Here is a 19,226-nt window from a genome sequence, read left to right as displayed (position 1 = left end):
ATGGATACTAAATTGGCACCAATTTATGTGCCAATAAGAACGGATGCGCAAGAGATGAGCATGGATATTTTTTCGGCAGCGATCACGGGCCGTTGTTGAAAAATGCGGACCTATGATAGTCATCGCCAACTTGGGAAGGTCTGGGAGAGCTGCATGAACTCACTGGAAGCTGAAGCGGCAGCGCCGTCACACGAAGATATGCCCGACGTGACCGAGCTCATTCTCCAGGACATCCTTGCGGGCAGGCTCCCACCGGGAACATGGCTAAAGCAGATCGATCTGGAGCGTCGGTACAGCTGTACGAGGCCGCAGGTGCGGCGGGCGCTCGACCGCCTCGTGCAGAAGCGGCTTGTCGAGCACATTCCCAATCGCGGCTATCACGTGCACGAGCAGGACGGGCGCCGCGCCCAGGAAGTAAGCGATATTCGCGTGATCCTCGAAGTGGCGATCAGCGACCGTATCGTCGCCAATGCCGGCGACGCGGATATTGCCAATTTGCGTACGCTGGCTTCGCGCTTCGACGATCTGGTGCTCAATGGCACCATGCTCGAACTTTACGAAGCCAACTTGGCTTTTCACCGGTACCTGCTGGTACTTGCGGGAAATCAGGAGCTTGTCGAACTCATCACCGAAATCCGGCAGCGCACCTCGTCGGCACCGGTGTCGCAATGGCGAACCCGAGCCCGCATCGAGCAGTCCGGCCGCGAGCACCAGCAGATGATCGACGCAATAGAGAAACGCGATGTCGATATACTCAAGGAGCTGACCCGCAGGCATATTTTGCAGACATAGGTGATATCGACCACAGCTCGAATAAAAGGGGCATGCCCGGCGAGCCTATCCCCAAAGATTCTGACAAGGCGTGTCCTTTGCCTTCGCGGATCTTCTATTGATGATGCGGGCACAATCGCGTCAAGTCATAAAGCTCTTGAAGGTGCAGCCAGAGGGCGTCCACGGTTCTCATAGCATTGCAGCCGATTGCAGAGTGGGATGCTCCGACGGATTTCAAGGAGCTTCCCGCCCCCATGCCGGAACTAAGTCCAGATAGTAGCTGGCGGAAAGCGGGTAGGCAACTTGATGAAAACCGGACGTCGGCGATGTTATGAACGCAGCTCCGCCAAGACGCCGTCCTCGACGGTGTTTTGACATTTCCACTCAGCGCGAGGATATTCATGACGACAACGGGGCCTAGTTGATTAGATAATTTACACTATATTTTAGTAGATTTTAGGCAGGAAAAGATGTTCTAATCTTCAAAGAAAATTGGATTGAATTGCTGCTTCCAGCAGCGACTCATCGGAAGAATTTTCTCTGGCGCTAAGTGTCATCCATAGCAGCGGGGCGCTAGGCCGCAGCGAAATCCGGAGCAGATTGTTATGCGAGAACCTGGAAAGCTCAAACTCGGATGTCGAATTGCGAGACTTCGATCAGAACACTGACGGGTGCTGTCCCGTTGATTTCGGTTTAATGGTTGGCTGTTAGGTCGGGCAGGATGAGCTTGCCGACCGTCAATGATAAGTACCGCCGTTTTCCGCCACAGGTCATCGCTCGGGCAGTTTGGCTGTATTTCCGGTTCCCACTGAGCCTGCGATTGGTGGAGGAGATGCTGTTGGAACGCGGCGGCGTCGTTTCCTATGAAATCATCCGCCGATGTGGGGCCGGAAATTCGGCCCCGCCTATGCGCGGCAAAAGCCGTCGCATCGTGACATCTGGCATCTGGATGAGGTCATGATAGCCATCGTTGGGCGAACACATTGGCTTTAGCGCGCGGTTGACCAGGATGGTTATGGTCTCGATGAGATCGTTCAAACCCGCAGGAACAAGGCGGCCAAGCGGTTGCTGATCCGGCTGCTGAAGAAACAAGGTCTCGCACCCAAGCGCATCATCACCGACAAACTGCGCTCATATGGTGCGGGCAAGCGCGACGTCACGCCAGCCGTCGAGCACCGATCCCACAAGGGATTGAACAATCGAGCGGAGAACTCGCATCTACCTTTGCGAAAACGAGAGCGAATGATGCAGGGCTTCCGATCGCCTGGAGCAGCGGTTCATCAGCATATTCTCAACGCTGCGAAATCTCTTCGTCCCACTAAGCTCCAAAAACTCCGCGCTGGCCATCCATATCCACCGCCTCAAGGCTATGGCGGAATGGAAAGCCGTGACCGGAAGCGGGCCTAAATTAGGTCCCGCTGCTCAATGCTGACCTTTTCAAACAACGTGACAGCACCTACCGGGAGTTTGACGCTACACCTTATGCTGTGCCGATATGGGCTCCCGGATACCAGTCAGCCCAGGCCACGAAGCAGAAATGCGAACATGATCGCTGAGGTCGGTTCCGCGTCACGAGGTAGCGAATTTCACAGTCACCCCGCGTTGACGAAAATAGGCCTGCATGAGTTTCCTGCCTGAACGATTGTTCTGCACCAGTTTAGCCGGGTCGAATACGGCTTCCTTTAAGCCCGCCCGCGCCAAGGCTGCCTTGAGGGTCGCGATATGCAAGTCGATGTCGGCATTGTCCGCCTGGAGCGATTCATAAATGCAGTTGATTGCGTCTGATACGGTCGGGTCAGTCACTCTGATGCTCCTGTTGTGGCTTCGCTCGTTCTTACCAAATTTCTCGGCGCGACCTTATTGTGGTGAAGTACGTCCTCGTCAATGAGTAGCGACGGATCAAAACGCCGCATACGCTGTTCGAGATGAGCCAAGACAAGCCGACCAGCGTGCCGACCCCCGGGCTTTTCACGCTCTTGACAATCAGAAGCGCTCCTAATCTCGATTATTGAAAAGCCACAAGGAAAGTTTTAGTTTCTAAGTGAATTCCCCAATCCATGCTCAGGAGATGGCGAAGGGTGGTCAATAGATACTCTCGCACCAGAGATATGTCTCTGGATTCCGAGGCGCTCGGTACCTGTCAACACGTATTTGACGCCATCCTTGCCGAACTGAGCATTAATCGGGAAGCCGAAAAGGCTGAGGACATTGCCGCCTTTGTCATCAAGCTTTATCAGCAGGGCGTCCACGATGAGAAAAAGCTCTTCGAGCTTGGTATGAGCGCCGCCGATCATCTCGGATGACTAAGCAATGCAGGCCTTATGCCCATGCCTATATCTCGCATGATCCTGATGATGAGAAGATTTTCGTGTCGGCAGCCGAGCACTCCACGTTGAGGAGCTTTGCCATATCCTCGGCGAGACGTTCGCTGAGACCGGCAAGAATAACGTTGTTGTAAGCCGCAACCCGGCCTGTGTTCGCGTCGAGGACAGACCAAGACCAAGCGGTGTCGCGCACGGCGCAATATCTTGCAGGCCCCATCTTAGACCTCCGAAATTCATACCGCTTAAACCCCTCCCGGTGGTCTGAGGTTCCCACGTGGGACGCGGGCAACGCCCTATCATTTCGTCAGCTGAGACCTCGCCGTCAGCTTATTTCCGTCAACATCGCGAAGATATGCGACGAATGCTCCATTCGGGCGCTCCGCAGGCGGGCTCTCAATTGCCGCACCGCCATGTGCGACACCGGCGGCATGCCACGCCAGAACATGGCCGCGGCTTGCGGCGGCGATACCGATCGCCCCACCGTTGGCAGCGGTCGCGGGCTTACCGTCGATCGGTTTCGTGATCATCAGCCGATGGGACCAGAACATCTTGGCCTGCATGAACACGTCCGAAATTGGCGTTAGCGATTGCGGAACGCTTTTCCTTGCCCATATCATGGTCGGATCAAGCAGTGGGACGCATTTTTCGAAAATTTACGGGGCGGCACCGGCGACCCGAAGACTACACCTGAAGGCGTTTCAGGCAGGGGGGTGCCGAAGCGGGTTCGCCCCTGCGGAGCGCAACGGCATACTCTATCGTGCTGAGTAGATCGGTGGCGAAGACGGGCTTAACCAGAGCCCCGATAGCGTGAGGATCAGCAGCGACGATTTCCGGATTGGCGGTTGCGAATATGACGGTAACACCATGCGCTTGGCTTAGGTACCCGGCCAATGAGGGACCCGTCTGACCATCACTGAGATGAACATCGACGAGGGCGATATCGGCGCCAATTCCCAACTCGGTAGCATCCTCGCTATTGCCGACTGGCCCTGCAACGTCATAGCCGGCTGAGCGCAGTACAGATTCCACATCAAGGGCAATCAGAACTTCATCTTCAACAACCAGGATTCGCATGAATGCCTCGTCAAGATCCTTGTGCGATTTGTCGGATCGCTGGCCCGGCCGGAGGGTAAATAGCGCCGGATCGGCAGCTATCCACCTTCGTCAGGAAGTCCGGCAAGCGGCGGCGCATTTGGGTCATTCCAACATCACGCCAATAGAAATGTTCCCAAAGCCACCCAGCGCGATTGAACTTTCCGGGCGAATAGTCGCCACTTGAGCCGGAGACTCTGCTGATGCCGCTAGAGACATCATTAACTTTGAAACTTCTCGGCTTGGCATCCATTATACAGGGCATAGATTAAATGCGGTTACTCGGATCGATCCGGGCAGCTGAGAGGCAGTCTATTGCGCCTCCAAGAGGCGACACGACGAATTGATTCTCGCAATCTGTGACAGCGTAAGAGACAGGAGAAACAAGTGTCACACGCACGCAATGATGCCCATTCGGCGGCCCTCCCCCTATCGGCTGACGCCTGGCTTGCTGCAATCGTCGAAAGTTCAGAAGATGCCATTATCAGCAAATCCGTCAACGGCATCATCACGAGCTGGAACAAAAGCGCAGAGCGTCTCTTCGGTTTCTCAGCTGCCGAAGCAATCGGACAGCCCATCACCATTATCGTGCCGCCCAATCTTTTGGATGAGGAGGCAACCATAATCGCCTCCATTCGGGCAGGCCGGCGGATTGAGCATTATGAGACGGTGAGGTGTCGCAAAGATGGGACGCTGGTCGATATTTCGCTGACGGTTTCCCCTGTGACGGACAAGGATGGCGAGATCGTCGGCGCTTCCAAGATCGTACGCGACATTTCCGAGCGGAAGCGGTTGATCGAGAGGCAAGATCTTCTACTGCAAGAGATGAGCCACCGGGTGAAGAACCTGTTTGCCGTCATGAATTCGCTTGTCTCGGTGAGCGAACGAACAACAACGAGCGCCCGCGGCCTTGCCGACGACTTGCGCGCGCGCATCCGCGCCCTTTCTGCCGCACACAATCTCGTTTTGGGTCACACCGGCGGAAACTCCCAATCCGGCGATTCCGCGAGCCTTTTTGCCCTCATTCAAGCAATTTTTGCAGCGCACCAGGATCAGAAGGGTGAGCGCATCGCCGTCCAAGGCAATGACATTGCAGTCGGTGCTGTTGCGCTTACATCGATCGCGTTGCTCCTTCATGAGCTGGTCACCAATTCGATCAAATATGGTGCGCTGTCGGCATCCGGTGGCCATATCGACGTCGAAGTTCGAGACCAGGATGGAGTTGAGTTGCATTGGGCCGAGGTCGGCGGGCCCTCAATTGACGCGCCAAGCGGAGCGGTTGGTTTCGGCTCTCGATTGGAGCAACTCGCATTGGACGCTCTCAAGGGCTCGATCACCCGAAATTGGAGATCGGACGGCTTGCGCATCAGTCTGAGGATCCCGCTACAGTCGCTTGGTGGATAATCCCTCCAGCAGACCCGAAATATGCCAGCGAACAAGGCATGCGATCGTGGAGTTAAACCATTTAACTGTACCATCTGGCGACCATTGGAGGCATCGCGCTTCAAATTTTCCGGCTCAATCAGCTTCTGCACCTAACGCCGCGGAAGCTGATCAGGGATTTCAACGAGGATACGCACCCCATCAGGACGCCATTCGCGACGGAGAGATCCCCTTAACGATGCGATTGTCATGCGTTCAAGCTCTGATCCGAAGCCCGCGGCTCCTTCGGGGACCCGTGCGGGAGGTCCATCGACTTCCGTCCACGTCAGCGCGAGTCCATTATTACGAGACACCTCGATTTCGACCCGACCGCCGTTTACCGAAAGAGAGCCATATTTTATCGCGTTCGTTGCGAATTCGTGCAAAAGCAGAGCTAGCGACGTCAGCACGGCATTGTTCACGCTAACGTCCTCTCCGCTAACGACGATGCGGGCGCCATTCTTGTCCTGGTGAGCCGACAAGATTGCGTCAATGAGACCAAAAAGGCTTGTTGAAGCATGCCCATCGGAGCCGCCTTCTGATTCCTTTAGGACAAAATTTTGAGCGGCGGCCAATGCTGCCACCCGCGCGCGTAGGTCGTTGGCGAAAGATGAACCGGGCGCTTCCGCGGACCTTTCGCTGACGGAAATCAATGCGCTGACGATGGCGAACAGATTTTTGATGCGATGGTGCATTTCCCGCAGCATCAGCCGCTGTCGCTCCACCATCCGCTTTCGCTCGGAGATGTCGCGAGCGATCTTCGACGCGCCGACAATTTCGCCATTCTTATCCCGGACTGGTGAGATCGTCAGCGAAATATCGAGGAGCGTTCCATCCTTATGCTGCCTTATCGTCTCGAAATGTTCGATCCTCCTGCCATTGCGAATGTGATTGATAATTGTATCTTCTTCATGCAGGCGATCGTCAGGGATGATGATACTGATGTGACGCCCTACCGCCTCGGCGGCGGAAAATCCGAAAAGTCGCTCGGCGCTTCTGTTCCAGCTGGTGATAATTCCATTGACGGTCTTACTGACGATCGCATCGTCGGAATTTTCAACGATGGCGGCGAGCCACGCTTCGGCAGAAAGACCCAAGATACCGAAGTGTCCCCCCAGCGGGTTGTTCATCACCGAATCCGAGGACGCCTTCCTCCGTTCGTACGCGGTGAAGGGCGAACCTGTAGGCTCATTTGCATCTTGCGTCATATTCACGCTCCTCCATCGCCAGCAGCCTTGTCTCGAAAGCTGCTTGCCGAGCGCCGACCAGCTTGGATGGGAAGCAGGTTGGGGTTTAAACACCGGACAGCGCATAGCCACGAGGCTATGAGGGAGACATGAGGATTGCCAATCCTTCCTCCAGCTGGACCACGAGCATTGCTCTATTGTCTAAAAATGTGTCGCAATACGATTTTTTCAAGCACAAGCGTCTAGCCGCACCGTGGAGCGCCTCGTCAATTCGCGTATCGGCTTCCTTTAAGGCAAGGAAGAAGCTCGATAATCTTCACGTCGGAAGGTTCGAATTGACAAAGATTGCGAGCCCCTGGCGCTGTGCAGTGCAGAAGGTGGAAGGCGGCGGCTCAAAGCATGGCGCATTCGCTCGAACCAATACAAATGAAACGCGTTGTCCCCTGAGAAACAATGAGGAGACAATGCAATGGACTGGAAGCAAGTAAGGGCGCGGTCCGACGTCGATAATTGGTACGATCGTCAAACCTGGTGAGCGGAAAGTGCCGGGCCGCATGCTGGTACGAGGTCCGGCAATCTAGAGGTTATCGGAGAGGTCTCCTTCAGCGAGCCAAAAGACCAAGCCGTTAAATAGACATCCTTGCTGCGATAGGAGGCATGCTGACGCTCCCTTCGACAACGTCATGCGGCAGATATGGGTGCGTTTAGCGCAGCGCGACAGGTCTGCCTTGCTCGATCGCGACGCAAAGGCCATGGTGAACCGCGCATTGCGTCTATCTGGTTCCGCGACGTTGGAGCGCTGATACGTAGCCCAATAGCTCGCCCAGGCCGTGCGTGCTCTTTCACAATATTTCGCGCTGTGGGGAACTTTCAGTCTCGCCAGCGATTTTGCTGAGCTACGCGAGGAGATGACGCAATATGGAAACGCAACGGCCTTTGGAGCGGCGCCGACTGGTAAGGGGCAACCCCTATTCGCTGGAGGATTTCCAAAAGAAATATGGTCTCGATGATGCCATGGCCGAAAACCTTTTCCTTCGTTTCGGCCCATCATCGATCGAGCTCGATTTGCTCATGGCTGCGAAACGTCGGTCTCCGTCATTTAGCGAACTGACGAATGACTTTCCGATAAAAACCAGGAGGAACTTCCGTGGCCAATCACGAAGACAAAAACTCGGATAAGCGTCGTGAGCGTGCCTACAGAATCTGGGAGGAAGAGGGTCGACCGGAGGGACGGCACCTTGATCATTGGCAACGCGCCGAAGAACAGCATGAGCGAACCGAGCGAGAGATCGACAAGTCAGAGGACCTGAAAAGCAATGGTTCGGGACCGCATGACCGTAAAGAGAAGAAAACTACTCGTGCCAAAGGCCCGCGACCCATTCGTGAATAACCTGTTTCCAGGGTCGTCGGCCCGCAGAGACTACAAACCGGGCTCCATCCGACGACGGAGCAGCGGCCCGAAATCTCGTGAATTCTCTTGCAGGGCGCAGCCAGTAGGTGGTTCCCTGATGGAGACAAGTCTATATCGCAACAATCATTTCCGCCCGTACTGGCCCTTGCGAGACCGATGCCCGCACTCGAATGGTCCCCTACTCACGCAAATCGACGACGCTAAAGTTCCGGCGGGACATACGAGCGCCAAAGGGACGATCACACCTCTATTCAACTGTCATCAGGAACTTTCTCAAAGGCGCGCGGTTCTATAACCGGAAGGGTTCCCCGCCTTCCTTTCGGTTCTCCTGCCGAAGAGCCGATAGCTGCCGACGAGCAGCTATCGGCGTTCGTGCGCAGCCGAGATGCGGATTGCGACAGTCGATTGGAAATCCTGTGCATTTCCAAGAACCTCCCTGCTCGACATAGCTTGCGCGCCGCTCATCCGCATTGACTGCATGGGCCTGAAGGATCGATTGAGCTCACGCTACGCGATCATCGTCCACGCGGGCGGCGACCAGGACCCGCCGCAGCGAATTCCCTCGCCATATAAATTCGCCTCCTCCTCCGACACACCTTCGTCGATCATCGCGCCGACGAGGCCTGAGCAAACGATGCCGTTGCGAAAACCGCAGCACCGAACGTGATGGCCGCAAGCTTTTTCATCATCAAGCTCTTCGTTGCTGTCTATGGGCCGACCATGCCAAGGGCCGCATGTTCCCGGAATTTCGCTAGAGTATGAATTTGGAGGACATATAAGGACGGCAATCCCTTTATCGACATATCCCTGCCATGGCCGAGATAATCCACCAGGCATCAGCCTGCGCCGGGAACCGAAATCACTCCTTGAGGTTATAATCAAAAGGAAAGGAGACGCTGCCATGATCCGCAAACTGAAGTCAGGCGAATATCGCCTTTACTCGCGCAAGCTCGATCCCAAGACGCACAGGCGTAAAAACCTTGGGACTTTCAAGACCCGTGAGGCGGCAGAAAAGCACGAGCGCGAAGTGCAATATTTCAAGCACCATTAGAAACAAGAACGCTGGGCCGCGCATCGCACCGAGTGTCCGGGCTGACTGCCGCTGTGCTGGAAATGGAGGCCTGGGATGAGGAGGCATGCGCCTTTTCCTTCTCAGGTCCTTTCGCTGATCGTTTGCCCTCGCCAACCCTCATCCGACCCTCAGGTTCCCTGCACGACGAAGAGTCCTCACGCCAATGGAACCTGCGAGGCTCCAGGTGGTTCTGACCCTTCGACGTTCCAAGGATTTCGGATCGCCGAATTCAACAGAGGAAGCAATGCGTCACGCCAAAGGTCGGCAGAGTGGCCCTGCCTAAGCTGCCGTCAACGGCTGGGGCAGTCTTGGCAGGCATCGATCACGACAGGCAACATGGAGGCGATGCCATGCATCACAAGAAAATCGATCTTCAAAACGGGCAGAAGACCTATGTCGTCGTTCTCGACGCGAATGAGGAAGCATTCGCGACGCTTGCCGCATTCCCAACCGAACAGGGGTTGACCGCAGCTTCAATCACCGCAATCGGCGCCTTTGAACATGCGACCGTCGGCTGGTTCGATTTCGCCGACTGCAGCTATCGCAAGATTCTCGTTGCCGAACAGTGCGAGGTGCTGAACCTGATCGGTGATATTGCGACGGGCGACGATGGCAAGGCGAGCCTCCATCTTCATGCCGTCTTGGGTCTCAGAGATGGCTCGACGCGCGGCGGTCATTTCCTTGAAGGTGTCGTGCATCCGACCTTGGAAGCGACCATCATCGAAACGCCGGTAGCGCTGCATCGTCGCCATCGGAAGGATCTCGGCATCGCACTGATCGAGCTTTGAGATCGTCGGATACCAATCTCAAATCAAGCGGAACATTGCCGATCGAAAGAGGTTCGGTCTGCAGTTCCGACGGCAGAAGGAGGACATTATGGCGACAGACACACCCTTCGAAACTTCCCGCGGCGAAGGCGGCGAGACACACCAGCACATCCCCGAGAGTGGCCCCCATGGGGGCGCCGATCATCTGACGACCAACCAGGGCATTCGGGTTTCCGACAATCAGAACAGCCTCAAATCCGGTGTCCGAGGCCCGACCCTGCTAGAAGACTTTGTCCTGCGTGAAAAGATCTTCCATTTCGACCACGAGCGTATTCCCGAAAGGATCGGGCATGCCCGCGGATCGGCTGCGCACGGCTTCTTTGAGCTTTATGAGCCCCTTTCGGACATCACGAGCGCCGATCTTTTTCAGCGCAAAGGCGAGAAGACGCCGGTTTTCGTCCGCTTCTCAACCGTCGCCGGCGGCGCCGGCTCGGTGGACACACCGCGCGATGTTCGCGGCTTCGCGGTAAAGTTCTATACCAAGCAAGGCAATTGGGACCTAGTCGGCAACAACATCCCTGTGTTCTTCATCCAGGACGCGATGAAGTTTCCAGACCTCGTTCATGCCGTTAAAATGGAAGCTGACCGGGGCTATCCGCAGGCCGCCACCGCCCATGACACCTTCTGGGACTGGGCGTCGCTGATGCCGGAATCCACACATATGCTGATGTGGGCAATGTCGGATCGCGCCATTCCCCGATCCTTCCGCATGATGCAAGGGTTCGGCGTTCACACCTTCCGCCTCGTCAACGATGCGGGCAAATCGACATTCGTGAAGTTTCACTGGAGACCGAAGCTTGGCGTGCAATCGCTGGTCTGGGATGAGGCATTGAAACTGCAGGCGGCCGATAACGACTATCATCGCCGCGATCTCTTCGAAGCGATCGCCGCCGGGCACTTTCCGGAATGGGAGTTCGGATTGCAGCTGTTCGACGAGGCCCTTGCAGAGAGCCTTCCCTACGACATCCTCGACCCTACCAAGATCATCCCGGAAGAAGTCCTGCCGCTGAAGATCGTCGGACGCCTCGTCCTCGATCGCACCCCGGACAATTTCTTTGCCGAAACCGAACAGGTGGCGTTCTGCCCGGCCAACATCGTACCGGGTGTCGATTTCACCAACGATCCCCTGCTCCAAGGTCGTCTCTTCAGCTATCTCGACACGCAGAAATCCCGTCTCGGGACGGCCAATTTCCATCAATTGCCAATCAACGCGCCGAAATGTCCCGTCATGAATTTCCAGCGCGACGGGCAAATGCAAATGGAGATTCCGAAGGGCCGCGCCAATTACGAACCGAACAGTTTGAGTGAGAATAGCGAAGCCGGAGGCCCCCGCGAATGTCCTGTAACCGGCTTCCACACCTATGAGCATGCGTCGGCTCCTGGTGAACAAAGCGACAAGCGGCGTGCGCGTGCCGAACTTTTTGCCGACCACTACAGCCAGGCGCGTCTCTTCTGGAAATCCCAGACGCCGTCAGAACAGGCCCACATTGCTTCCGCCTTCGTCTTCGAGCTATCAAAAGTGCAACTGCCGCATGTGCCTCCGCGCATGGTCGGCAATCTCTTGAACGTCGATGCAGGTCTCGCCAATCGCGTTGCCGCCGGGCTGGGACTTGTCAACCCGGCCAGGAACTCGCCGGCGCGCGAACCGATCGAGCTCGATGCGTCCGCCGCTCTTTCCATTCAGAAAAACATGAAAGAAACGCTGGAAGGACGGCAGATCGGCATATTGATCGCTGGCGGAAGCGACGCCAAGACTATCTCCGATCTCATCGGCGCCCTGAACAACGCCAAGGCGAGGCCCTTTATCGTCGCACCCAAGGTCGGGGAGACGAAGCTTTCCGACGGAAATACGATCCGTGCCGACGGACAGCTCCTTGGTTCACCTTCGCAGCTTTTCGACGCGATCGCCGTCATTCTTTCAAACGAGGGAGCAACGTCTTTGATACACGAGGGAGCGGCGGTTCAGTGGGTCATGGATGCATTCGGACACTTGAAAGCCATCGGTCATGACGCAGCCGCCAAGGCGCTGCTCGACAAAGCGGGTATTCAACCCGATGCCGGCGTCGTAGATCTCGGCTCCTTCATAGAGGCCGCTTCCAAGCGATATTGGGATCGCGAGCCCAAAATACGCATGCTCGCCTGAACAGCCGACGACCCATGCCGCCACTCATGGATTGGAATCGTGTCGAAGGCAACTGGAAGCAGTTTAAAGGCAAGGTCAAAGAGCAATGGGGTAAGCTTACCGACGACGATCTTGATCAAATCGCCGGAAAGCGGGATCAGCTCGAAGGTAAGATCCAGGAGCGGTACGGACTTGCGACGGACCGCGCCAAATCTGATGTCGACGATTGGTATGGCCACCAGACTTGGTAAGGATGTCGGAGGACCGGCTTGGCATAAGTCGCGGCCATCTAACTATGCGAACGGATCTGCCCCAACCAGCTGTTCGCATTCGAGGTTGATTGCTTAGCCTCACAGCCCTGCCTCGGAACCCCGAGGCAGCTCTATTTGCCGACAGACAACGGCCCATTCACTTGACTACATCGGCTCTTTCTCGGGGACGGACGAGGCCATCACCGCGAAGGCTTTGCTCAGGCGACAATTCGTTCTCATCGAACGCGTGCCGGCGCAAAAGCTTGAAAATCGCTTCGTTTATGTCGCGTCCGTCGAGGAGGCTGGGATCGTCGCACAACACATCGATCGTCCGCCGAGCCACACGTTTTGCGACCATCTCGGACCTGACAAGCTTTCGAGCCCACAGCAATAACGCTTCGCGGAAATTGGGATCATTTGGAATAGATGCGTATTTCCGAAAGGGCATAATGCCGCTTCCTCGGTCTTGCAGGCGGGAGCACGTATAAGCCCTCAGTCGCCACCGCCTACTTATTCGCTTGGCGGCGATACCTCATCTTACGCTTTGAGAAGCCGGAGTCCATCCGTTCCTACGCCAACAAACCGAGCTTTCATGAGCTCTGAGGCCTAAGTCCTTGCTTAGCCGGGACTTTGGTCCGTATCCACGAGCAGCGCTCATGGCATATTAGGCCTAAGGCGCAGGTTAGCGCGCCGCCGCCCTATGTAAATTGGAATGGAAAGACATGAAAAGAATTGTAATCGCAGCATTGGCACTCGCCGCGACCTTGGCTGCATCGCCGGCATTCTCTCAGGTCTACTTTGAATACGGAGTTGGACCGCGCTACGACTATGAGGCTCCGCCACGCTACTATCGCGATCGACCGGCCTACGCAGATGATGGATACTATGACGCTCCGCGCTATAGGTATCATCGCCGGTGCTGGACGGAGAGGCGCTATGGCTACCGCCATCATCATCGGGTCGTCGTGCGTGAAACCGTTTGCGAATAGTCGGTGCGGGAACGTAATTCTCGTTCCACATGTCCATTCCTAGATGCGAATGGCAGTATTCACAAAACTGTCACACAATGATAGATTGAAGCGCGCAGTTTAATGAACTCCAGTTCAAATCCCGCTCGCGCAAATACTGCCACGCAGCCGCCCTGCCTGGCCCCACCCGGCAGGGCAATTTCTTTGAGGTAATCGGAACGTTAGAGCGATCCATTGCTTATCGGAATCGGAGTGGATTCCCAAGTCATCAGAATTGTGATTCATGATGGATGCTGGAATGGAGGCTAGGATCTATGACGCGACCCTATCCTAGCTTCCACATTCCTAAGACCTGGATGTGCATCGTCTTTTCTCCCACGCTTGTTTCTGGCTGACCGCAAAAGCGAGAGGCTGCGGGCTTCAAGTTTCAAGAGCTTCTTGTCTACCATGCCTCGATCCGGCTCATCTGGATCGGATGTCGACAGTTCCGGCGCCCAGCGTTTGTCATCTGGCAAAGTAAAGTCGACATCTCCATCGCGAGGGTTGAACAGGATCAGAACATCATCCCAGCCCTCTTCGAATGGCTGCTCACGCAATAGGCGCAAACCGATCGCCGTATTCGCTTCATCGTCCCATTGCTCATCCGTCCGCTCACCACCACCCGGATTAAGCCAGGTGACAATCAGACCATCGCGCCAATTTTCTCGTCTGAGAATGGAATGTGCCTGACGCAAGGCGATCAGGCGTTTGACGAAAGTATAAAGCGCTTCGGCGCTGCCATATCGATCGTCCCAATGCAGCCAGCTAAGTTCGTTGTCCTGACAGTAGCCATTGTTGTTGCCCATCTGGCTTCGGCCGGATTCATCACCCGCCAGCAGCATCGGGGTACCATGCGAAAGAAAAAGGGTTGCGAGAAAATTGCGCTTTTGGCGCTCCCGAACGGTATTGATGGCTTCATCGTCCGTCGGACCTTCAGCGCCATAATTGTAGCTACGGTTGTCGTTGTGGCCATCATTGTTATCTTCGCCATTCGCCTCATTATGCTTCTCGTTATAGGAGACGAGATCATTGAGCGTGAAGCCATCATGGGCGGCGATGAAATTGACGCTCGCCCATGGGCGGCGGCCGCGAAGATCATAAACATCGCCTGACCCTAAAATGCGGGCGGCAAAATCCCTTGTCATGCCGGGTGTGCCCTTCCAGTAATCCCGTACCGTGTCGCGATATTTGTCATTCCATTCCGCCCAGCCCGGCGGAAATCCCCCCACTTGATAACCGCCGGGGCCGATGTCCCACGGCTCGCCGACAAGCTTGACTTTAGCAAGCACCGGATCCTGGCCGACTGCATCGAAGAAGCCGCTCCGTTGGTCGAACCCCTGGGGTTCACGGCCAAGAATGGTCCCGAGATCGAAACGAAAGCCATCGACATGCATTTCTTCGACCCAATAGCGTAGCGAGTCCGTCACCATTTGCAGCACGCGCGGATGCGACGTGTTGATCGTGTTACCGGTGCCGGTGTCGTTGATATAGTAACGGGGCTGATCCGGCAGGGTCCGGTAATAGGAGAAATTGTCGATGCCTTTGAATGAAAGGGTCGGACCGAGTTCATTGCCCTCCGCGGTGTGATTGTAGACGACATCGAGGATGACCTCGATACCGGCATCGTGAAAGGCACGCACCATGTCGCGAACGCCTTCGAGGCCTTTCGGCCCGTAATAACGCGTTGCCGGCGCGAAGAAGGCAAGGCTGTTGTAGCCCCAATAGTTGCGCAGACCCTTGTCGAGCAGATGACTGTCATCGGGAAAGAAATGGATGGGAAGGAGCTCGATCGAGGTAATGCCGAGGCTCTTGATGTAATCGACGACTGCTGCGTGCCCAAAGCCGTCAAACGTGCCACGCAACGGCTCCGGAATTGCCGGATGCAGCATCGTCATTCCCTTGACGTGCGCCTCATAGAAAATGGTGTCAGGCCATGCGACAGTCGGCCTTTTATCGGGCGCTTCATTTTTCAGGTCGACGACACGGCATTTGGGCATCTGTCCGGCGCTATCGGTCTCGTCGAAGGAAAGATCCTTTTGTTCGTCGTCCAGACCATAGGCGAACTGGGCCTGCGACCATTCTATGTTGCCTACAAGCTCGCGGGCGTAGGGATCGACAAGCAATTTGTTCGCATTGAAACGATGGCCTTTTAACGGGTCGAACGGGCCATGCACGCGGTAGCCATATAAGGCGCCCGGCTTCAATCCTGGAACATAGCCATGCCAGATCTCATGGGTATATTCCGGCAGAGCGATCCGTTCGATCTCCTGCTTTCCGCTTTCGTCGAAAAGGCAAAGCTCCACCTTTTCCGCATAGGCGCTGAAAAGCGCAAAATTGACACCCTCTCCATCATAATTTGCTCCCAGGCGCGTGTAATCGCCCGGCTCGATCGCATGCCTACCGCCGCTTTGCGTCATGGAAGCCTCGTGATTGTTGCTGCGCAGCATAAACACCAATCGAAGCGCTTTGTTCCGGCCTTGCGGTTGGAGTACGCATGAACCGATGCCGTGGTCGTCACCTATCTCCAACGAAAAGGGCGACGGGATGATCGGCAAACAGCTGCGCTGCGAGAAGGTTGTCGGCTGAGACCGGCCGATCCGTGAGGAGATCATAGAGCGGCCCCTTGAACTCTCGCGGCATCACGACGGCGGTGTCTTGCCAGAAATCCGATGAAGGCATGCGGACCAGACGCGGCACGATGGTAACCGCTATTTCCCGCTCGTGAACGCGCGCGAAGGCCACGAGATTGGACGCTCGTGGCCCGCTGGTTTCCAGGGGCACATATTTGCCCTCAAGAAAAAGAAGGGGGTGCTGATTGCGATAACTCAGCACCTTGCAGAGGATGTGCCGTTTCAAGGACGCGGCATCCGACGCGAGAGAGTGGGCTGCTCCCGTGTCGGCCCACAGATGGTCGACCGGTCTTCGATTGTCCGGATCGACCAGGCTGAAATCCAGACTCTCGGTACCCTGATAGATATCTGGAATGCCTGGAGCCGTGAGCTTGATCAGCAATTGCGACAGGCTGTTGCGAAAGCCAAACTCCATGAAAGGGCGCAGGGTCCGGTCAAAGTCGCGGATGAACTCCCGATTGTCCTCCGAAAACAAGGCGGCAGCAAAGGTCTGAACCGCACGCTCGTAGGTAGGATTTTCATTCATCCAATCCGTCCGGAGCTTGGCTTCTCGGATCGCTTTCAAGACATAGGCGCAAAACCGCTCCTGCAGCGCGTTCCGATCGGCGACTTCCATCTCCTGCGGCCAGACGCCGGCCAGTGCCTGGTAAAGCATCCATTCGACATTGGGCTCAGGCGCAAGTCCATCTGCGAGGCTGGAGCGGAAAGGAGAACTCATGCTGCGCCACCGCTCGGCACCGGCGATCCACGCATCAGGATCCTGCGTCAGGCTGTAGAGGCGGGCGCGGGCGTCTTCTCCCCGCTTGGTATCATGCGTCGATGTCGCGGAAAGGCCGCGAGGTTGCCGCCGAAATCGATCGGTCATGAATTGATGAAAGCCCGCTACCGAGCCCGGCGGCACATGGGGCTCGCCTCCGACCTCGTTCAACCCGATGAGGCGGTCATACCGATAAAACAGCGTGTCCTCGACCGCCTTTGCCATGATCGGACCGCTGAGCTGCTGGAATCTGGCTCGAAACTCCAGAGCTTGGGCTGCAGAAACCTCCCCTTTCAAAAGACGGCCGAGCGCATTGAGGACATCAATGGCCGGTAATCGGCTTCGTGCGTTCTCGCAGGCACTCTCGATGACCGCCGCGTCGTTAGACGATGCAGCGCCCCGATAGCCGTAGGTACGATAAACCGGGAAGGCAACCAGCAGCTCGCGAAGTGCCAACGATATTTCTCCCGCGTCGAAATCGGGAAAAATCGAACATGCCAGCTGCGTCAGGCGCCTCATCTCGCCGGCAAAATTGCGCTCGACCATCAGCAGCTTCGCCTTGCGCAAACCTGCGGCAAAGTCGGCATCTTCCGCGCTGACGGACCTGTAAACGGCGTCCAACTTGCGTAATCCCTCTTCGTCAACGAAGAGATCGGCCATGGCGGCAATGAACTCGTAGCCGGTCGTTCCTGATACCGGCCAATCCGCCGGCAGCGTTTCGCCATGGGCAAGGATCTTCTCGACTACGACGAAAATGTCCGGGCCGATGGCCTGCCGCAAATGCTCTAGATAGCTCTTCGGATCGGCCAGTCCGTCGATATGGTCGACGCGTAATCCTTGGACCTGTCCGGCGCGAACCAATTCGATGATCAGCCGATGCGTGTCGTTGAAGACGCGTGCGTCCTCCACTCGCATCCCGACCAGACCTGCCACCTCGAAGAAGCGCCGATAGCTCAGGTTTTCGGCGGCGTCTTTCCAATAGAGCAATTGGCAGTGCTGTTCCGCGAGAAGTTCTCTCATCGCGGCCGCATCGTTCGAAAATGCGCGCAACCGCTCCGCATCCGTTCCTATGTCCGCCGTCAGCCGCTCGGCACTTTCGATCGAGAGCGGAAGCAGATCGTCGAAATAGACCAAATAGATGCCCCCATCCGTAGGCTCGTAGCGAAGATGAAAGTCCGCCGCGGCCAGACTTTCCTCGAACGGACGCCCCAGAAGCGGCAAAGTGAGCTTACGGCGCCAGTCGATATCGAAATGGCTGGCATAGGCACTGCCCGGTCCACGCTGCAACACGTCACGCCACCACGGGTTTTCGACGGAGGCGGCCATATGGTTGGGCACGATATCGAGGATCAGGCCCAGCTTCGCCTGCTGCAAGGCCGTGCAGAAAACATCGAACCCGGCGCGGCCGCCAAGCGCCGGGTCGATCTCGTTCGCATCCGTGACATCATATCCATGCGTCGATCCCTTCTTGGCTGCAAAGATCGGCGAGGCATAGACATGGCTGATGCCGAGATCCTTCAGATAGGGAACCAACTCCGTTGCCCTGTCGAAGGTGACATCTCCGCGAAACTGCAGGCGATAGGTAGAGGTTAAGACAGTCATAGCTTCCTCGCTGCGTCGGGCCGCCTTAACGAACGGGACTGAAAGAGATCTGTTCCCACCTCAGGAACCGTTCTCAGCAAGATGCGTTGGAATGCAGGAAAATTTCAACGTCATCGACGGACGGGATGTCATGCAGCACAACTTCGCATTTGGACCGCAACTCAACGAGAATGCCGTCCTGTTCCGCCTATGGGCGCCCTTGGCGGAGCGCGTGCTTGTCCGCATCGAGCAGCGTGGGGAATGGACCATGCGGCGGAGGCAGGACGGGTGGCATGTCGTCGAAGTCAAGGATGCGCGGATCGGCGATCGCTATAAATTCGTGCTGGGCGACGGGTTTGCCGTGCCGGATCCTGCCTCGCGCTTTCAACCCGAAGACGTCCACGGTCCGAGCGAGCTAATCGATCCATTGTTCGAATGGCAAACGCAGGGATGGAAGGGACGCCGCTGGGAAGAAATCGTCATCTACGAATTGCATGTCGGCGCCTTCACCGAAGCTGGCACGTTTCTAGCGGCCATGGAAAAGCTCGACCATTTGCAGCGCCTTGGAATAACGGCCATTCAACTCATGCCGCTTTCGGATTTTCGCGGTCGATATGGGTGGGGTTACGACGGTGTTTTACCCTATGCGCCGGATAGCAGCTATGGTCGCCCCGAATGGTAGCGTCGCCTTAACTGATTCTGGCCGAAGGAGGGGCTTGTGCGCCGAACGTCAGAGCACGCTGGACAATGCGATTTCACGCCAGGTTGTGAC

17 protein-coding genes and 2 pseudogenes are annotated in these 19,226 nt (G+C 56.3%); 12 read left to right on the top strand and 7 right to left on the bottom strand.

The window, feature by feature from the left end:
* The first annotated feature begins 153 nt into the window (after positions 1–153).
* Both FHT73_RS27860 and FHT73_RS27855 read left to right on the top strand, forming a co-directional pair.
* Positions 154–792 carry a GntR family transcriptional regulator gene (locus tag FHT73_RS27860; RefSeq protein ID WP_112338778.1) on the top strand — a complete coding sequence of 213 codons (639 nt, stop codon included), beginning with the start codon at positions 154–156 and terminating at the stop codon, positions 790–792.
* 719 nt (positions 793–1,511) lie between these two features.
* Positions 1,512–2,203: pseudogene (locus FHT73_RS27855) on the top strand (IS6 family transposase).
* Between the two features lie 137 nt (positions 2,204–2,340).
* Here FHT73_RS27855 and FHT73_RS27850 read toward each other — a convergent pair.
* Positions 2,341–2,574: a hypothetical protein gene (locus FHT73_RS27850; RefSeq protein WP_183716269.1), complete on the bottom strand. Its 234-nt coding sequence runs from the start codon at positions 2,572–2,574 to the stop codon at positions 2,341–2,343.
* A gap of 305 nt (positions 2,575–2,879) precedes the next feature.
* Here FHT73_RS27850 and FHT73_RS27845 point away from each other — a divergent pair, with 305 nt between their 5' ends.
* Positions 2,880–3,074: a hypothetical protein gene (locus FHT73_RS27845; protein ID WP_112610512.1), complete on the top strand. Its 195-nt coding sequence runs from the start codon at positions 2,880–2,882 to the stop codon at positions 3,072–3,074.
* Between the two features lie 317 nt (positions 3,075–3,391).
* Here the strand turns inward: FHT73_RS27845 and FHT73_RS27840 are convergent.
* Positions 3,392–3,664, bottom strand: a pseudogene (locus FHT73_RS27840) (VOC family protein); the annotation flags it as partial.
* Between the two features lie 112 nt (positions 3,665–3,776).
* Positions 3,777–4,169 (bottom strand): response regulator, encoded by a 393-nt coding sequence (locus FHT73_RS27835; RefSeq protein ID WP_183716267.1) that lies wholly within the window; start codon positions 4,167–4,169, stop codon positions 3,777–3,779.
* A 405-nt stretch (positions 4,170–4,574) separates the two neighbouring features.
* Here FHT73_RS27835 and FHT73_RS29840 point away from each other — a divergent pair, with 405 nt between their 5' ends.
* A complete protein-coding gene (locus tag FHT73_RS29840; RefSeq protein ID WP_112413090.1) occupies positions 4,575–5,591 on the top strand; it encodes a PAS domain S-box protein in 1,017 nt (338 codons plus the stop codon).
* A gap of 131 nt (positions 5,592–5,722) precedes the next feature.
* Here FHT73_RS29840 and FHT73_RS27825 read toward each other — a convergent pair whose 3' ends face one another.
* Positions 5,723–6,817, bottom strand: a complete 1,095-nt coding sequence (locus tag FHT73_RS27825) for a PAS domain S-box protein (protein ID WP_210290519.1) — start codon at positions 6,815–6,817, stop codon at positions 5,723–5,725.
* Positions 6,818–7,714: 897 nt separating this feature from the next.
* On the opposite strand from FHT73_RS27825, the gene FHT73_RS29640 reads away from it, so the two are divergent.
* From FHT73_RS29640 to FHT73_RS27800, 6 genes are all read left to right on the top strand, one after another.
* The gene (locus FHT73_RS29640) at positions 7,715–7,975 is read left to right on the top strand and encodes a hypothetical protein (RefSeq protein WP_112401008.1); all 261 of its coding nucleotides are present in this window, start codon (positions 7,715–7,717) and stop codon (positions 7,973–7,975) included.
* A complete protein-coding gene (locus FHT73_RS27820) occupies positions 7,944–8,186 on the top strand; it encodes a DUF2934 domain-containing protein (RefSeq protein ID WP_183716265.1) in 243 nt (80 codons plus the stop codon). Before FHT73_RS29640 ends, FHT73_RS27820 begins: the two co-directional genes overlap by 32 nt.
* 922 nt (positions 8,187–9,108) lie before the next feature.
* The gene (locus tag FHT73_RS27815; RefSeq protein ID WP_112339658.1) at positions 9,109–9,258 is read left to right on the top strand and encodes a hypothetical protein; all 150 of its coding nucleotides are present in this window, start codon (positions 9,109–9,111) and stop codon (positions 9,256–9,258) included.
* 371 nt (positions 9,259–9,629) lie between these two features.
* Complete coding sequence (locus FHT73_RS27810; RefSeq protein WP_183716263.1) at positions 9,630–10,067, top strand: PPC domain-containing DNA-binding protein; 438 nt, start codon at positions 9,630–9,632, stop codon at positions 10,065–10,067.
* Positions 10,068–10,155: 88 nt separating this feature from the next.
* Positions 10,156–12,249, top strand: coding sequence for a catalase (locus FHT73_RS27805; protein WP_183716260.1), 2,094 nt, complete (start codon positions 10,156–10,158; stop codon positions 12,247–12,249).
* 26 nt (positions 12,250–12,275) lie between these two features.
* Complete coding sequence (locus tag FHT73_RS27800) at positions 12,276–12,479, top strand: CsbD family protein (RefSeq protein WP_112339664.1); 204 nt, start codon at positions 12,276–12,278, stop codon at positions 12,477–12,479.
* A 157-nt stretch (positions 12,480–12,636) separates the two neighbouring features.
* On the opposite strand, the gene FHT73_RS27795 is transcribed toward FHT73_RS27800, so the two are convergent.
* Positions 12,637–12,927, bottom strand: a complete 291-nt coding sequence (locus tag FHT73_RS27795; protein WP_112610494.1) for a hypothetical protein — start codon at positions 12,925–12,927, stop codon at positions 12,637–12,639.
* A gap of 274 nt (positions 12,928–13,201) precedes the next feature.
* Between FHT73_RS27795 and FHT73_RS27790 the strand changes: the two genes are divergently transcribed.
* Entirely contained in the window at positions 13,202–13,468 is a 267-nt protein-coding gene (locus FHT73_RS27790) for a hypothetical protein (RefSeq protein ID WP_183716258.1), read from the top strand.
* A 284-nt stretch (positions 13,469–13,752) separates the two neighbouring features.
* On the opposite strand, the gene glgX is transcribed toward FHT73_RS27790, so the two are convergent.
* Both glgX and treY read right to left on the bottom strand, forming a co-directional pair.
* Positions 13,753–15,903 carry a glycogen debranching protein GlgX gene (gene glgX, locus FHT73_RS27785; RefSeq protein ID WP_183716256.1) on the bottom strand — a complete coding sequence of 717 codons (2,151 nt, stop codon included), beginning with the start codon at positions 15,901–15,903 and terminating at the stop codon, positions 13,753–13,755.
* 97 nt (positions 15,904–16,000) lie between these two features.
* The gene (gene treY / locus FHT73_RS27780) at positions 16,001–18,475 is read right to left on the bottom strand and encodes a malto-oligosyltrehalose synthase (protein WP_183716254.1); all 2,475 of its coding nucleotides are present in this window, start codon (positions 18,473–18,475) and stop codon (positions 16,001–16,003) included.
* A 91-nt stretch (positions 18,476–18,566) separates the two neighbouring features.
* On the opposite strand from treY, the gene FHT73_RS27775 reads away from it, so the two are divergent.
* Positions 18,567–19,136 carry a hypothetical protein gene (locus tag FHT73_RS27775; protein WP_183716252.1) on the top strand — a complete coding sequence of 190 codons (570 nt, stop codon included), beginning with the start codon at positions 18,567–18,569 and terminating at the stop codon, positions 19,134–19,136.
* Positions 19,137–19,226 lie beyond the last annotated feature (90 nt).

It is taken from the genome of Rhizobium sp. BK098 (assembly GCF_014193155.1).
Lineage (GTDB): Bacteria > Pseudomonadota > Alphaproteobacteria > Rhizobiales > Rhizobiaceae > Rhizobium.
Note: the sequence above shows the minus strand (reverse complement) of the source record. Positions and strands in the feature narration are given on the sequence as shown.

What these genes read in the sequence shown, in the direction of transcription:
- FHT73_RS27825 (WP_210290519.1), bottom strand. Translation starts at nt 6,817, where the DNA reads ATGACGCAAGATGCAAATGAGCCTACAGGTTCGCCCTTCACCGCGTAC.
- FHT73_RS27860 (WP_112338778.1), top strand. Translation starts at nt 154, where the DNA reads ATGAACTCACTGGAAGCTGAAGCGGCAGCGCCGTCACACGAAGATATG.
- FHT73_RS27795 (WP_112610494.1), bottom strand. Translation starts at nt 12,927, where the DNA reads ATGCCCTTTCGGAAATACGCATCTATTCCAAATGATCCCAATTTCCGC.
- FHT73_RS27815 (WP_112339658.1), top strand. Translation starts at nt 9,109, where the DNA reads ATGATCCGCAAACTGAAGTCAGGCGAATATCGCCTTTACTCGCGCAAG.
- FHT73_RS27845 (WP_112610512.1), top strand. Translation starts at nt 2,880, where the DNA reads ATGTCTCTGGATTCCGAGGCGCTCGGTACCTGTCAACACGTATTTGAC.
- FHT73_RS27800 (WP_112339664.1), top strand. Translation starts at nt 12,276, where the DNA reads ATGGATTGGAATCGTGTCGAAGGCAACTGGAAGCAGTTTAAAGGCAAG.
- treY (WP_183716254.1), bottom strand. Translation starts at nt 18,475, where the DNA reads ATGACTGTCTTAACCTCTACCTATCGCCTGCAGTTTCGCGGAGATGTC.
- FHT73_RS27805 (WP_183716260.1), top strand. Translation starts at nt 10,156, where the DNA reads ATGGCGACAGACACACCCTTCGAAACTTCCCGCGGCGAAGGCGGCGAG.
- FHT73_RS27790 (WP_183716258.1), top strand. Translation starts at nt 13,202, where the DNA reads ATGAAAAGAATTGTAATCGCAGCATTGGCACTCGCCGCGACCTTGGCT.
- FHT73_RS29640 (WP_112401008.1), top strand. Translation starts at nt 7,715, where the DNA reads ATGGAAACGCAACGGCCTTTGGAGCGGCGCCGACTGGTAAGGGGCAAC.
- FHT73_RS27810 (WP_183716263.1), top strand. Translation starts at nt 9,630, where the DNA reads ATGCATCACAAGAAAATCGATCTTCAAAACGGGCAGAAGACCTATGTC.
- glgX (WP_183716256.1), bottom strand. Translation starts at nt 15,903, where the DNA reads ATGACGCAAAGCGGCGGTAGGCATGCGATCGAGCCGGGCGATTACACG.
- FHT73_RS27835 (WP_183716267.1), bottom strand. Translation starts at nt 4,169, where the DNA reads ATGCGAATCCTGGTTGTTGAAGATGAAGTTCTGATTGCCCTTGATGTG.
- FHT73_RS27775 (WP_183716252.1), top strand. Translation starts at nt 18,567, where the DNA reads ATGCAGGAAAATTTCAACGTCATCGACGGACGGGATGTCATGCAGCAC.